The organism is Herbaspirillum sp. 3R11 (assembly GCF_004563925.1).
Classification (GTDB): domain Bacteria; phylum Pseudomonadota; class Gammaproteobacteria; order Burkholderiales; family Burkholderiaceae_D; genus Herbaspirillum.
Genome location: NZ_SPNJ01000002.1, coordinates 478,767 through 493,606, shown reverse-complemented (window position 1 = coordinate 493,606; position 14,840 = coordinate 478,767). Strand labels below are relative to the sequence as shown.

Genomic DNA, 14,840 nt, shown 5'->3' with positions numbered 1-14,840 from the left:
AGTGGGTGAACAGATTTTCAGATAAATCGGTGCGGGCGAATATCGGGCTTTTCCTGAGTGGATGAAAGCACATGCTTTCTTCAGAGGAATTACATGCGCCCGTGCTTGTTTTTTCGGCAACCGCTATCATGTGCAGTCGGCACGGTTGCGAGGGGGTTGCAGCCGGCGCAGGCTGGTATGCATACCAATGCATAGCTATGCACCCATCATAAAAATTACCTACAGGCAGCAGTAATGGATACCCGAGAAACAGAGCGCATTCTGGCCTTGCGACAACTTGATGCGCTGGCCGTGCTCGACAGCAAGGTGGCGGACGGACTGGAACACATCACCCACCTGGCGGCGCGCCATTTCAAGGTGCCGATGGCCTTCATCTCGCTGATTGACGGCGAGCGCCAGTGGATCAAGCGCAGCGTCGGCATGACCATGCGCGAGACGCCGCGCAAGGAATCGTTCTGCGACTACACCATCCGCACTGCCGAAACGATGGTGATCGAAGACACCCACCTCGATCCGCGTTTCCGCGATTTCCCTCTGGTGACCGGTCCGAGCGCGGTGCGCTTCTATGCCGGCGCGCCGCTGCTGACCGCCGACGGCCACGCCATCGGCAGCTTCTGCATCGCCGACAAGGTGCCGCGCACGCTGAGTGAAGACGACCGCGCCCAGTTGCAACGCATGGCCGCGCTGGTGATGTCGCACCTGTCGCTGCGCCGCGCGGTCGACCGCCTCGATCCGATTTCCGGCATGGCCAATTCACATCAGCTGGCCGATGAACTCGACCTGCTGGCGGCCATGGGCGTGACCGAAAAACGTGCACTGGTTTATCTCGACATGCCCGACGCCGCTGCGGCGCACGATATCGCCAGCGCGCTCGGCGCAGCGGCCTACGATGAACTGGTGCGCAATACCGGGCGACGCCTGCAGTCGCTGATGCATGAACATGCGACGGTGTTCCACATCGTCGGCACGCGTTTCGCGCTGCTGTCGCATGCGCATGACGTGGAGAGTTTTCACGCGGTGCTAGGCGGCATGGATGACGCCTTCGACGCGCCGCTACATATCCAGAACATTCCGCTGAACCTGGTGCTGAACGCCGGCATGGTGAGCTTCCACACCGACCGCGAGGGCGTGCTCGATGCGCCGCGCAAGGCGCTGGCGGCGATCAAGCAGGCCCAGAGCGAACAACGCCGCTGGTCAATCTACAACGAGCAGGAAGACGACACCCACCGGCGCGCCTTCCGCTTGCTGAACGATATTCCACAAGTGCTGCACGCCGACGAATTCCGTCTGGTGTTCCAGCCCAAGCTGGATCTCGCCAGCAATACCTGCCACAGCGCCGAAGCGCTGCTGCGCTGGACGCACGCCGAGCTCGGCGCGATTTCGCCGGCTGAATTCATTCCGCTGGTGGAAAAGACGGCGCTGGTCAAACCCGTGACCGACTGGGTGCTGGAAAGCGCGTTCCGCCAGATGCGCGCATGGGCCGCGATCGGCAAGCGTCCGAAGATCGCGCTCAACGTCTCGGCGCGCAATCTGGAAGAACCCAACATCTGCGCCCGCCTGGCCGAACTGTGCAATCGCTACGACATTTCGCCGTCCCAGATCGAGATCGAGTGCACCGAAGGCTTGTGGATGAACAGCGAGAAGGTGCTGCAAACCTTGCACGATATCCGCAGCCTGGGCATGAGCATTGCGCTCGACGACTTCGGCACCGGCTACAGCAATTTCTCCTACCTGCAATATGTGCCGGCGACAACGGTCAAGCTGGATCAATCGCTGATCCGCAATGTCCACGCCAACCAGCGCGACCAGCGCATCGTGCGCTCCATCATCGCGCTGGCCAAAGACCTCGACTACCGCATCGTCGCCGAGGGCGTCGAGACGGAAGAGATCATGGGCCTGGTGAAGGAATGGGGCTGCGATGAAGTGCAGGGATATTTCTTCGCGCGGCCGGTGGCGGCGGAAGAATTTTTGACTTACCTGAATTGAAACCAGCCCGGCAGAGCTACCAGATCAGAAGCGTTGCGCACTGAACGGCGCCAGGTCGATCTCGGGCAATTGCCCGGCCAGCAACTGGCCCACCAGGCGACCGGTACGCGCCGATGATCCCAGGCCGATGTGGCCGTGGCCGAAGGCGTGGATGATGTCGGCGCTGCGCGACGACGGCCCGATGCACGGCAAGCCGTCCGGCATGCTGGGACGACGGCCCAGCCAGTAGCGCACGCGATTCGCAGGCAGGTCGCGCGGCAGCGCCGGGAATAATTTCAATGCGAGGTCGCGCATGATCTCGGCGCGCCGCCAGTCCGGCGCCGCATCGAAAGAGGCAATCTCGACCTGCCCCGCCACGCGCAATCCCTCTTCGGTCTGTGTGGCGATGACCTTGCGGTCCATGATCATCATCGGCGTACGCGGCCGGCCCTCGGGGGCGAGCACCATGGCGTGGTAGCCACGCTCGGTTTCCAGCGGCACCTTGTCGCCGGCTTGCGCGGCCAATGCTTTCGACTGCGCACCGGCGGCGATGACGGCGGCGTCGCAAACGATGTCATCGGCGTCGGTCTGCACCGCCGCCAGCTTCTTCCCTTCAAAACGAAAACCTGTCGCAGTCGCCGTCGTCAGACGCGCGCCGCGTGCGCAGGCATGCGCCGCCAGTGCGGCGATATAGGCTCCGGGATTGCGGCAATGCCCGGCTTCCGGAATCAGCACGGCGAAACCGTAGGCCGGATCGAGGTCCGGTTCGCGTGCGTGCAGTTCCTGCGCAGACAATTCCTGCCAGCCGATGCCAAGCTTGCGGCGAATGCCCCAGCCCCGCGCGTCGGTTTCGAAGTGCTCGCGCGAACGATAGATGTGCAGCAGACCGCCAAGGTCGATCAGGTCGCCGACGCCGGCGCGGTCCGCGATTTCTTTATGCAGCGGCGCCGCGCCCTGCAGCAGCGGCCGCAATGCCGCCGCAGTCGAGCTGATACGCGCTGTCGTCGAACCGGCCACCAGATAGCGCAACAGCCACGGCAAGGTGCGCGGCAGGTAGCGCCAGCGCACCGATAGCGGCCCCAGCGGATCAGCCAGGAAACCCGGCACCTTCTTCCACACGCCCGGCTCGGACGGCGGCAGCACCGAATGCGAAGACAGCCAGCCGGCGTTGCCGTAGCTTGAGGCATGCTCACCGCCCGGCTGCCCCGGATCGACGATGGTCACCTGCAAACCCTGGTCGAGCGCATGCAGCGCGCTCATCAACCCCACCGCACCGGCGCCGATGACGACGACGCGGCGCTGGGTGGAGGTGGCGGAAATTTCCGTGGGAGAAGCGGAGGAAGTGGGCGTAGTCATGGGCACAAGTATACGCAGTTTGGCGTCACTACACTGCCAGGTAAGCGCGGCGCACGGCGTCATCGCGCGCCAGTTCCTGCATCGTGCCCTGGTAGCGGATGTGGCCGTTCTCCAGGATGTAGGCGCGGTCGCTGACAAGTCCGGCGAAATGCAGGTTCTGCTCGGACAGCAGGATCGCCATGCCGGCCTGCTTCAGGCGCAGGATCATGTCGGCCATCTGTTCGACGATCACCGGCGCCACGCCTTCGGACGGTTCGTCCAGCAGCACCAGGTAGGGATTGCCCATCAGCGTGCGCGCGACGGTCAGCATCTGCTGCTCGCCGCCGCTCATGTGGCCGCCGGCGCGCTGCGGCATTTCACCGAGATTGGGGAACAGTTCGAACAGTTGCTGCGGCGTCCACGCGAAGGCGTCGGGCCGCGGCGGCTGGCGGCCGACTTCGAGGTTCTCGAGCACGCTCAGTTCGGAAAAGATGCGCCGGTCTTCCGGCACGTAACCCATGCCCATGCGCGCGATCTTGTGCGGCTGCGCGCGGCTGATATCCTGGCCGCGAAACACGACCTTGCCGTCGGCGCGATCGAGCAATCCCATGACGGCTTTCATCGTGGTCGACTTGCCGGCGCCGTTGCGGCCCATCAGCGCCACCACTTCGCCGCGCCGGACTTCCAGGCCGACATCGAACAGGATGTGGGCCTGGCCGTACCAGGCGTTGAGATTCTCGACACGCAACAGGCTGTCTGTCTGCACGCCGCTCATCGCGCTTCCTTTTCGAATGTCTTGCCGGTGCCCAGATACACCTCCTGCACCTGCGGATGATTGCGGATGGTCTCGCCGTCGCCCTGCGCGATGATGCGGCCGCGCGCCAGCACGATCATGCGATCGGCGAAGGCGAACACCACGTCCATGCTGTGCTCGGTAAACAGCACCGAGAGCTTGCGTGCGACCACCAGTTCTTTGGTCAGCGCCATCAGTTCGTTGCGCTCGCCCGGCGCCATGCCGGCGGTGGGTTCGTCCATCAGCAGCAGGCGCGGACGATTGGCCAGCGCGATCGCCAACTCGACGCGCTTGACGTCGCCGTAAGCCAATACGGCGCAGGGACGCTGCGCCTGCGCGGCCATGCCGACCGTGGCCAGCAATTCCATCGCTTCATCGCGATACCTGCTGGCCGCCGGACGCCACAGGCTGAACACCTTGCGCTCGCGCGAGATCAGCGCCATCTGGATGTTTTCGACGACGGTCAAGGAATTGAAGGCGGCGGAGATCTGGAAGGTGCGGCCGACGCCCAGACGCCAGACGTCGCGCGGCTGCATGCTGCTGCGCGCATTGCTGATCTCGCGGCCGTCGAAGTGCACCGTGCCGGCGTCGGGCCTGTACTGGCCGTTGAGGATGTTGAAACAGGTCGACTTGCCGGCGCCGTTCGGCCCCAGCAGGGCGAGCAACTGTCCTTCAGGCAGGTCAAACGACACGCCGTCGAGCGCCTTGACGCCGCCGAAACTCTTGCCGAGGTCGCGTACTTGCAGCAGACTCATGCGACCTCCCCTGCATTCTTGCGCCATCTGTTCGAGACGCCGGCGATACCTGCGGGGAACAACAGCACCAGCGCCAAAATGACCGCTCCCAACAGGGCGCGCCAGTAATCCGTCTCGCGCGCGATCACGTCCTGCAGCCAGGTGAACACGGCCGCACCGGCGACCGGTCCGAACAGCGTCTGGATGCCGCCCAGCATGACCATCACGAGGCCGTCGACCGAGCGGCTCACGCTGATCGCTTCCGGTGAAATGCTGCCCTTGGAAAACGCGAACAAGGCGCCGGCCATGCCGCAGAACAGGCCGGCGACGATGAAGGCCATCCATTGCACGCGCTTGGCGTTGATGCCGATGGCTTCCGCGCGCAGAGGCGAATCGCGGCCGGCGCGCATGGCGTAGCCGAACGGCGCAAACAGCACGCGCCGCAGCAACAACACGCCCGCCACGCTGAACGCCAGCGCCAGATAGTAGAAAGCTGTCGGCGATGCTGCCCAGGCCGAAGGCCAGATGCCGACCAGGCCGTTGCTGCCGCCGGTGACCTCGTCCCATTGGAACACGATGGCCCAGACGATCTGCGCGAACGCCAGCGTCAGCATCGCCAGGTAGACGCCCGACAGCCGCACGCAGAACCAGCCGAACAGCAGCGCGCCGACTGCGCCCGCCAACGGGCCGGCGATGAGCGCCACTTCCATCGGCAGGTGCAGGCCGGTCAACACCAGCGCTGCCGCATAGGCGCCCAACCCGAAATACGCGGCATGGCCGAAGGAATGCATGCCGCCCGGCCCCATGATGAAATGCAGGCTTGCGGCGAACAGCACGGCGATGAATATTTCCACCAGCAAGACGCTCAGGTAAGGGAAGCTGCCGGCAAGCAGCGGCGCTGCCAGCAGCAGGACGAGGCCGGCCAGGCCGAGACGGCGTTGCATGGCGTTTGCCGGGCGCAGCGGCGCCTCGGGCGGACCGGCGACACGATTGGCGACCTGCGGCTTGCCGAGCAGGCCCCAGGGTCGTAACACCAGGATCAGCGCCATGACGAGGAACTCCGCCACCAGCGTCAACTTCGACAGCGAGACCACCACGCCGACAATCGAGACCTGGCCGAAAGCGACGCACAGCGCCTTGATTTCGGCGATCAGCAAGGCCGCCAGGAAAGCGCCGCCGATGGAACCCATGCCGCCGACCACCACCACCACGAAGGCGTTGCCGATGGTTTCCAGATCCAGCGCCAGAGTGGCCGGGATGCGCGGCCCCTGCAGCGCGCCGCCGAGGCCGGCCAGGAAGCAGCCGAGCGCGAAGACGCCGGTGAACAGCCACGACTGGTTGATGCCGAGCGCGCCGGCCATTTCGCGATCCTGGGTCGCCGCGCGGATCAGCGTACCCCAGCGCGTGCGATTGAGCAGCAGCCACAACAGGCCGAGCACGACCGGACCGATGACGATCAGCACCAGGTCGTATTGCGGCAGGCGACGGCCGAGGAACTCCACCGATCCGGCCAGGCCGGGCGCACGCGGACCGAACAGGTCTTCCGGTCCCCACAGGTAGAGGGCGGCGTCTTTCAACACCAGCACCAGCGCAAATGTCGCCAGCAACTGGAACAGCTCGGGCGCGCGATAAATGCGGCGCAGGATGGTGATCTCGACCAGTGCGCCGAGCAGCGCCACCGCGCAGGCGGACAACAGCACCGCACTCCAGAAGCCGACGCCGCTGGCGCCGATCAGGCTGACCAGCGTATAGGCGATGAACACGCCGAGCATGTAGAACGAGCCGTGGGCGAAGTTGACGATGCGCGTGACGCCGAAAATCAGCGACAGGCCGGCCGCCACCAGGAACATGGCGGAAGCGTCGGCGAGGCCGTTGATCAGTTGTACTGCGAGGCTGGAAAAGGTCATTGCATGTATTTGCCGGAGGACGGCGCTGCGGCTTGCGCGCACGCCATCGGGGAATATTGGGCTAGAGTATACGATGCCGCGCCGCCAAACGTCCTGTGCGCCCACCTTGCCAACAATGGAGTCTGCATGTTTCTCGATTTTTCCCAGGTTGATCCGCGCCAGGCGTATAGCTGGCTGGCCTCGGCCGTGATCCCGCGCCCGGTGGCCTGGGTGTCCACCGTGTCGGCTGCCGGCGTGAGCAACCTGGCGCCGTTCAGCTTCTTCCAGATGATCACAGGCAAACCGCCGACGGTGATGGTTTCGCCGCTGGTGCAGCGCGACGGCGGCATCAAGGACACCGTGCGCAATGTGCAGGAAACCGGCCAGCTGGTGGTCAACCTGGTCGGCTTCGACATGGCCGACGCCATGAACGAAACCTCATTTTCGTACGACGCCGACGTCAGCGAATTCGAACGCTGCGGCATTGCCACAGCTCCCTCGACGCTGGTGCGGCCGGCGCGCGTCGCGGCGGCGCCGGTCAGCCTCGAATGCGAACTGGTCAGCTGCACGCCCTATCCCGCTGACGCGCCGTCTTGCCACATCCTGCTGGGCCGCGTGCTGGCCGCGCATTTCGACGCGAACATCCTCAACGACAAGCAGCTGCCGGATCCGGTCAAACTCAATCTGCTGGCGCGCATGGGCGGCGACTGGTACGGCCGCACCCGCAGCGACGCCAACTTTGAATTGTCGCGTCCACGCGGCTGGGAGAAATGAAGGGAAGCGAGATAAAAACGCCGGGATTTCCTGATAAAGTTGGACCCCGGCCGCATGCGCGCGCCGAACCAACAATAAAAACCCGGCATGCAAAGCCGCAAGGAACGATGTATGAAGAAGCTGACCCTGGTTGTCTTTGACGGCGTGCAAGCGCTGGACGTAGCCGGTCCCCTGGATGTGTTCTCGGAGGCCAACCTGTTGCTGCCGGCCAAGGATCACTACAAGATCACGTTGGTGGGCGAACGTCCCGACAGCGTCATGTGCTCCAGCGGAATGGAGTTCCGGGTGCATGTCGACTATCCGAATTTCCATGCCGACAGCGACTTGCTGCTGGTGGCCGGCGGACCGCGCGTGCCGGAATACCGGCCTGACCCGGCTTTCATGGATTGGCTGAACGAACGGGCGCGCGGCGCGGCGAAATTCGGCGCGGTCTGCAACGGCGTCTTCCTGCTGGGGCACGCCGGACTCCTGGCCGGCCGCGAAGTGACGACACATTGGGATCATGCCGAGCGTCTCGCCAAACAGTTCCCCGAACTGAACGTCCGGCCCGACAAGATCTTTGTGCGCGACGGCAATCTGTTCACCTGCGGCGGCGTCACCGCCGGCATCGATCTGTGCCTGGCGCTGGTGGCCGAAGACTGGGGCCACGAGCTCGCCATCAAGGTGGCCAAGCGCCTGATCGTCTACATCCGCCGCGAGGGTGGTCAGTCGCAATACAGCCCTTATCTCGCGGTCGGACCAAATGAGGATTCGCTGGTTGCCAAGGTGCTGAAATACGTCACCGACCACATCAGCGACGCTCTGACCATTGAAGAAATCGCTGATGCGGTCGGCGTCAGCCGCCGCACCTTTTCGCGCGCCTTCGCCAAGCATGCGAACGTGACGCCGTCGGTGTTCGTCGAACAGGTCCGCATCGACTTCGCGCGCAAGCTGCTGGAAGAAACCGACGTGCCGCTGAAGACCGTGGCCTTCCGCTGCGGCTTCAGCAACGCGACGCAGATGCGCATGATTTTTTCGCGTCAGCTGAACACCACGCCGAAGACTTACAGAGACGGTTTTCGCGCGGATCGCACTTGAGACTGGACCGAACTAAGCGCTCAGCAAACGTCCGGTAAGCAAGGCGTGCAGCGTACGGAATGACAATACGATGATCGAGGTCGTGAGCACGAACAGCAGAAACGCCGCGATGAGTCCCAATCCCTTTCCTCCCACCGCACCGGCGTAGATGAACGCCGCATTGGTCATGGCCGCCATCGGGAAGCCGATGCCCCACCATGTCGACGAGAACGGCGCCGGCTTCACCAGCAGGCGATACAGGATGATCGCAAACAGGAACAGCCCGAAGTAGAAAAGCAGCGCGGCGAACATGTCCACCTTCTGCGCCAGGTTGACGTAGGCGATGAAGCCGACCGCGAACGGCGCCATCAGGATCATCTTCGACGGACGCATGGCGGCGCTGAGCGGATCGTGATGAATCAGCCGCGAAAAAATCAGGATGAAGAAAACAATCGCGCTGACGCTGCCGATGGCGGCCCCCAGCAGATTCACCTCATGCGTCCAGCTCGTCGTGAAGCTGCCGCCCGTCACCACGATGTCGAGACTGCCGACGCCGCCGATCAGCCATGCCGGCACCGCGCTCGCCGGCGCGGCGTTGCCGTTCAACAGACGCGAGATCATGAGCACACTCAGGGCCAGCGTGATGACGGTGCCGATGCACCAGACCACCAGCTGCGCCGAACTGCTGTAGCTGCCGATCACGCTAGAGAGCAGCATGATGCTGATGCCGACGGTGCCGAAGAAGCTGCCGCTGACAGGATGTGCGAACTCCGCCTTCACGATTTCCGGATGCAGGACCAGCTTGCCGAGGTAGGACAGCACCAGCACTGCGAATAGCGCCAGTGCGACGACGCCGATGGTGTCGGACACGGCAATGGTGACGCCATAGGCCTTGCTGGCCAGACGCCAGGCCAGCGCAAGGCCGGCGATACTCATGACGGAGCCGAACAGACCGATCGGCATATGACGGACAGATTGCGTGCGCGCGGCCGGAATGGCAGCGCGGCTGGTTGAGGCAGTTTCCATACAGACTCCATGTGGGATGCGGTGTGTCACCGTATGTCTGGATTCTGCATGAGCGCTGCGCGCTTGATTCGCCGCCGGCGGCGTTTGTCCCCAAAGCGTGATTGCTTGTCCCGAAAACGATCAGGGGCTGTGACGGGACGCCACAGTGCTTGCCTGGGAGAATGGAGTTGAAGGATTGATTCGCCGGCATGAAGCCGAGGCAAGCTTGCGCAAAAGCGCTCCCATGTTTCACGATGACGAACTGAAGACAAAAAAAGGCCCACCAAACGGTGGGCCTTTTCTTTTGAAACTTGGTGCTGGCTGCAGGACTTGAACCCGCCACCCCCTGATTACAAGTCAGGTGCTCTACCAGATGAGCTAAGCCAGCAAAAACTGAGACGGCGATTATAACCTATTTAATTCTGGTTAGTACAGGCCTTCCACCTTTTTTTGGTGGTTCCGGCTCATCGTCGGGTGCGGGCTTGTTATTAGCGTTGGTTTTGTCTGCGGTCGGGACCGATGCCAGGCCAGGTGGCGGCAGGGATCCCGGTGCGGATTCAGGGGCATCTTCGGTCTCGCCGGCGGCCAGTACGGCCGGCGCTTCGAAGGCCATGCCCTGGCCGTTTTCGCGGGCGTAAATCGCGATGACGTTCTCGACCGGGACCGAGATGTCGCGCGATACGCCGCCGAAACGGGCGCTGAAATTGATGAAGTCGTTGTCCATCTTGAGGCCGCTGGTGGCTTCAAAACTGATGTTCAGGACGATCTCGCCGTTCTTGACGAATTGCATGGGGACGCGCGTGCTGGCGTCCACGACGACCGCAATATGCGGCGTATAGCCGTTGTCCGTGCACCATTCGTAAATGGCGCGCAGGAGATAGGGTTTGGTAGACACTTCTGGCATGACGTAAACCGATCCGGAAAGACTGACTGCGCTGGCTTGCGCTAAGCGGCGGTCTTAAATGCGTTCGCCGATTGTCCCTTGTGTGGATCAACCGGCGAGGCGCGATGATGCTTGATGCTGCGTGCTGCTGAGCTTTGTCGATTAACGACGCATGACCTTTTCGGAAGGCGTCAGCGCTTCGATGTAGGCAGGACGCGAGAAGATGCGTTCGGCGTACTTCATCAGCGGCGCTGCGGTCTTCGACAGTTCAATGCCGTAGTGGTCGAGACGCCAGAGCAACGGCGCCAGCGCGACGTCGAGCATGGAGAATTCGTCGCCGAGCATGTACTTGTTCTTCAGGAACAGCGGAGCCAGCGTGGTCAGGCGATCGCGGATTTCCGAGCGGGCCTTTTCGTGGGCTTTTTCTGCGCCCTTGGTCTTTTCGTTTTCCAGCGTGTGGACGTGGATGAACAATTCCTTTTCGAAATTGAACAGCATCAGGCGTGCACGCGCGCGCATCAGCGGATCGGCCGGCATCAGTTGCGGATGCGGGAAACGTTCGTCGATGTATTCGTTGATGATGTTGGATTCGTACAGCACCAGATCGCGTTCGACCAGGATCGGCACCTGGCCGTATGGGTTCATGACCGAGATGTCTTCCGGCTTGTTGAACAGGTCGACGTCGCGAATTTCAAAGTCCATGCCCTTTTCGAACAGGACAAGGCGGCAACGTTGCGAGAATGGGCAGGTTGTGCCCGAGTAGAGAACCATCATTTTTGTAGTGCCTTAGAAACAAAGGGGCGAGACGCCGTACGCCTCACCCCGATACGTACACCCGCAGACTGCGCGGGCACGAAAAACTCTGCTTTACTTGACTTCTTTCCAGAAGGAGGCGTTCAGACGCCATGCCAACACCAGGAACAAGCCCAGGAACAGCAAAACCCAGACGCCGAGGCGCTTACGCGTATTTTGCGCGGGTTCGCCCATCCATTGCAAGTAGCCGACCAGATCAGCCACCGCATTGTCGTATTCGAGCGCGGATAACTTGCCCGGTTTCAACTGTTCAAAACCCACAAATTTGTGGATGGTCTTGCCTTCTTCATGTGGATCTTTCTCTTCTGCAAACTTCGGCGCGCGAATGCCTTGCAGTTCCCACAGGACGTGCGGCATGCCGACGTTCGGGAAAACCATGTTGTTCCAACCGGTCGGACGGCTGTCGTCCTTGTAGTAGGTACGCAGGTAAGTGTAGATCCAGTCCGGACCGGAACCGGCTTCGGAGGCCTTGGCGCGGGCGATCACGGACAAGTCCGGAGGCACTGCGCCGAACCATGCCTTGGCGTCTTGCGGCAGCATGGTGGTCTTCATCAGGTCGCCGACTTTTTCACCGGTGAAGAGCAGGTTGTTCTTGATCTGGTCTTCGGTCAGGCCGATGTCGCGCAGGCGGTTGTAACGCATGGCTGACGCCGAGTGGCAGTTCAGGCAATAGTTGACGAACAGCTTGGCGCCGTTTTGCAGCGACGATACATCGGTGGTGCGATTCGGCGCCTTGTCCAGCGGGTAGCCGCCTTCGTTGGCGTAAGCCAGCGCCGGCAGCAGCACGAGAGTCGCGATCAGTCTTTTCAGCAATGTCATTTTTATCCTCTTGGCGGCTGGCTTAGTGCGGATGATAGGTAACGCGGTCAGGAACCGGCTTGAACCGGCCCAATGCGCTCCACCATGGCATCAACAGGAAGAAGCCGAAATAGATGAAGGTGCCGATCTGGGCGATCGTGGTGCCGACGGCGGTCGGCGGTTGCACGCCGAGGTAACCGAGGGCCACGAAAGCGACGCCGAAGACCAGGTAGACATATTTGTGCCAACTTGGACGATAGCGGATCGACTTGACTTGCGAATGATCGAGCCACGGCAGGCCGCCGAGGATCATGACGGACACGCCCATCAGCACCACGCCCCAGAACTTGGCGTCGAAGATGGCCATGCCGGCGATCACGGCCACACCGATCACGATGGCGGCGATCTTGAAGATGCCGCTGCGCTGGGAGCGGAACACCAGCAGCGCAACGTAGGCGGCGACACCGGCCATCAGATAGGCCATGAAGTCGGATGTCGTGGCGCGCAGGATCGAGTAGAACGGCGTGAAGTACCAGACCGGTGCGATGTGCGGAGGCGTCTTCAGCGAATCGGCCGGGACGAAGTTGTTGTATTCGAGGAAGTAGCCACCCATTTCCGGCGCGAAGAACACGACGGCGGTGAACACGATCAGGAACACGGCAACCGCCATGATGTCATGCACGGAGTAGTAAGGATGGAACGGCACGCCGTCCAGCGGGATGCCGTTGGCGTCCAGCTTTTCCTTGATTTCAACGCCGTCAGGGTTGTTCGAACCGACTTCGTGCAGCGCGATGATGTGCGCCACGACCAGGCCGATCAGCACCAGCGGAATCGCGATCACGTGGAACGAGAAGAAGCGGTTCAGCGTGGCGTCGGAGACGACGTAGTCACCGCGGATCCACAGCGACAGGTCAGGACCGATGAAAGGAATCGCGCCGAACAGGTTGACGATCACCTGTGCGCCCCAGTACGACATCTGGCCCCATGGCAGCAGGTAGCCCATGAAGGCTTCGCCCATCAGGCACAGGAAGATGGCGACGCCGAACAGCCAGACCAGTTCGCGTGGTTTGCGATAGGAGCCGTACAGCAGGCCGCGCACCATGTGCAGGTAGACCACGATGAAGAACGCCGAGGCGCCGGTGGAGTGCATGTAACGCACCAGCCAGCCCCATGGGACGTCGCGCATGATGTATTCGACCGAAGCGAACGCCAGCGTGGCGTCGGGCTTGTAGTGCATCACCAGGAAAATCCCGGTCACGATCTGAATGACCAGCACCAGCAGCGCCAGCGAACCGAAGGCGTACCAGAAGTTGAAATTCTTGGGAGCGTAGTACTCGGAAAGGTGTGCTTTCCAAGTGGAAGTCAGAGGGAAGCGGGCGTCAACCCAGTTCAATGCTTTGGCGGATACCGGTGCGTCTTTTGGCAATTGTTTTTCGTGGAATGCAGCCATGGTTACGCCTCGCCTTTCTCATCTTTGCCGATGACCAGCTTGGTGTCACCTTCGAACATATACCGTGGAACCTGGAGGTTGTCTGGGGACGGTTTGTTTTTGTATACCCGGCCCGCCAGGTCAAACGTCGAACCGTGGCAAGGACACAGGAAACCGCCCTGCCAGTCGTCCGGCAGCGACGGTTGCGCGCCGGTCTGGAATTTGGAGCTGGGCGAGCAGCCGAGGTGCGGGCAGATGCCGACCACGACCAGCAGGTCCTTCTTGATCGAACGCCATTCGTTGAGGGCGTATTCAGGCGTGGTCGAGAATTCCGTGCGCTTGGATTCCGGGTCGGCCACCTGGGCGTCGACTTTCTTGAGCGTCTCGAGCATTTCCGGCGTGCGCTTGAGGATCCACACCGGCTTACCGCGCCACTCTACGGTGCGCATCTCGCCCGGGACCAGCGTGGAAATGTCTACTTCAACCGGTGCACCGGCGGCTTTGGCGCGCTCGGATGGTTGAAAGGTAGAAACAAACGCCCCCGCTGTAGCCAATCCAGCCACACCACCCGCCGCGCACGTGGCGACGAGCAATCCGCGTCGACTGGAGTCGACCTGTTTTTCGTTACTCATACCAACCCCAATTAGTGAAAATACGAAAACTGCACGGAACTTCCAGCAACCCTAGATTATAACTAACCTGGCATGCCTTTTAAAGCGAATAAGATTCGGGAAATGCAATTTATGGAACTTTTTTAATATTTCAAGTCTTCCATAGAGCCTTAAAAGGCCCTGAATGTCTCGTGCTTTGTATTGTGCAATAAATTGCCAGCAATTTACTTTTTAATCGAAGCACGATATAACCGACTGCATTGTTTTGCAACAATTTCTAGGAGAAAAAGATGGGCATGATGCAAGAATTCCGCACTTTCGCGCTAAAGGGAAACGTCGTCGACCTGGCAGTGGGCGTGATTATCGGCGGTGCGTTCGGCAAGATCGTCGAATCGCTGGTACAGGACATCATCATGCCGGTCGTGGGCCGCATCTTCGGCGGGCTGGATTTCGCCAACTATTACCTGCCGCTCAACGGCCAGGGCACGCAGCTGACGCTGATTGAAGCGAAGAAAGCCGGCGCGGTGTTCGCTTACGGCAATTTCCTGACTATTTTGATCAACTTTCTGATCTTGGCCTTCATCATTTTCCAGATGGTGCGCATGATCAACAAGGCGCGCGACCTGGCCATCCATGAAAAAGCGACGGAGCCGGCTGCTCCTGCCGCACCGCCGGAAGACATCGTGCTGCTGCGCGAAATCCGCGATTCGCTGAAGAAGTAAGCGAACTCCGACCCTCTTCCAACGAAAAAGCCCGCG

14 protein-coding genes and 1 tRNA gene are annotated in these 14,840 nt (G+C 61.7%); 4 read left to right on the top strand and 11 right to left on the bottom strand.

Features of this window, described 5'->3' with window-relative positions; genetic code table 11:
* The first annotated feature begins 234 nt into the window (after positions 1–234).
* Positions 235–1,986: a sensor domain-containing phosphodiesterase gene (locus E4P32_RS10550; RefSeq protein ID WP_116434244.1), complete on the top strand. Its 1,752-nt coding sequence runs from the start codon at positions 235–237 to the stop codon at positions 1,984–1,986.
* A 24-nt stretch (positions 1,987–2,010) separates the two neighbouring features.
* On the opposite strand, the gene E4P32_RS10545 is transcribed toward E4P32_RS10550, so the two are convergent.
* The 4 genes from E4P32_RS10545 to E4P32_RS10530 are packed head-to-tail and all read right to left on the bottom strand — an operon-like array spanning position 2,011 to position 6,734.
* Entirely contained in the window at positions 2,011–3,321 is a 1,311-nt protein-coding gene (locus E4P32_RS10545; protein WP_255419421.1) for an FAD-dependent oxidoreductase, read from the bottom strand.
* Positions 3,322–3,349: 28 nt separating this feature from the next.
* Positions 3,350–4,075, bottom strand: a complete 726-nt coding sequence (locus E4P32_RS10540; protein WP_116434245.1) for an ABC transporter ATP-binding protein — start codon at positions 4,073–4,075, stop codon at positions 3,350–3,352.
* Complete coding sequence (locus E4P32_RS10535) at positions 4,072–4,848, bottom strand: ABC transporter ATP-binding protein (protein WP_116434246.1); 777 nt, start codon at positions 4,846–4,848, stop codon at positions 4,072–4,074. The genes E4P32_RS10540 and E4P32_RS10535 overlap by 4 nt, the downstream gene beginning before the upstream one ends.
* A complete protein-coding gene (locus E4P32_RS10530; RefSeq protein WP_116434247.1) occupies positions 4,845–6,734 on the bottom strand; it encodes an ABC transporter permease in 1,890 nt (629 codons plus the stop codon). The genes E4P32_RS10535 and E4P32_RS10530 overlap by 4 nt, the downstream gene beginning before the upstream one ends.
* Positions 6,735–6,860: 126 nt before the next feature.
* Between E4P32_RS10530 and E4P32_RS10525 the strand changes: the two genes are divergently transcribed.
* Together E4P32_RS10525 and E4P32_RS10520 are read left to right on the top strand one after the other, a co-directional pair.
* Entirely contained in the window at positions 6,861–7,487 is a 627-nt protein-coding gene (locus E4P32_RS10525; protein WP_116434248.1) for a flavin reductase family protein, read from the top strand.
* Between the two features lie 111 nt (positions 7,488–7,598).
* Positions 7,599–8,564: a GlxA family transcriptional regulator gene (locus E4P32_RS10520; protein WP_116434249.1), complete on the top strand. Its 966-nt coding sequence runs from the start codon at positions 7,599–7,601 to the stop codon at positions 8,562–8,564.
* A gap of 12 nt (positions 8,565–8,576) precedes the next feature.
* Here the strand turns inward: E4P32_RS10520 and E4P32_RS10515 are convergent, their stop codons facing one another.
* The 7 genes from E4P32_RS10515 to petA form a co-directional block, all read right to left on the bottom strand.
* Positions 8,577–9,569, bottom strand: coding sequence for an SLAC1 anion channel family protein (locus E4P32_RS10515; protein WP_116434250.1), 993 nt, complete (start codon positions 9,567–9,569; stop codon positions 8,577–8,579).
* A gap of 291 nt (positions 9,570–9,860) precedes the next feature.
* Positions 9,861–9,936, bottom strand: a tRNA-Thr gene (locus tag E4P32_RS10510).
* A gap of 24 nt (positions 9,937–9,960) precedes the next feature.
* Positions 9,961–10,452, bottom strand: coding sequence for a ClpXP protease specificity-enhancing factor (locus E4P32_RS10505; RefSeq protein ID WP_116434251.1), 492 nt, complete (start codon positions 10,450–10,452; stop codon positions 9,961–9,963).
* 141 nt (positions 10,453–10,593) lie between these two features.
* Entirely contained in the window at positions 10,594–11,205 is a 612-nt protein-coding gene (locus tag E4P32_RS10500; RefSeq protein ID WP_016834673.1) for a glutathione S-transferase N-terminal domain-containing protein, read from the bottom strand.
* 93 nt (positions 11,206–11,298) lie between these two features.
* A complete protein-coding gene (locus E4P32_RS10495; protein WP_116434252.1) occupies positions 11,299–12,063 on the bottom strand; it encodes a cytochrome c1 in 765 nt (254 codons plus the stop codon).
* Positions 12,064–12,085: 22 nt separating this feature from the next.
* Complete coding sequence (locus E4P32_RS10490) at positions 12,086–13,492, bottom strand: cytochrome bc complex cytochrome b subunit (protein ID WP_116434253.1); 1,407 nt, start codon at positions 13,490–13,492, stop codon at positions 12,086–12,088.
* Between the two features lie 2 nt (positions 13,493–13,494).
* Complete coding sequence (gene petA / locus E4P32_RS10485) at positions 13,495–14,103, bottom strand: ubiquinol-cytochrome c reductase iron-sulfur subunit (protein ID WP_116434254.1); 609 nt, start codon at positions 14,101–14,103, stop codon at positions 13,495–13,497.
* 269 nt (positions 14,104–14,372) lie between these two features.
* Between petA and mscL the strand changes: the two genes are divergently transcribed.
* Positions 14,373–14,804 carry a large conductance mechanosensitive channel protein MscL gene (gene mscL, locus E4P32_RS10480; protein WP_116434255.1) on the top strand — a complete coding sequence of 144 codons (432 nt, stop codon included), beginning with the start codon at positions 14,373–14,375 and terminating at the stop codon, positions 14,802–14,804.
* Positions 14,805–14,840: the final 36 nt, after the last annotated feature.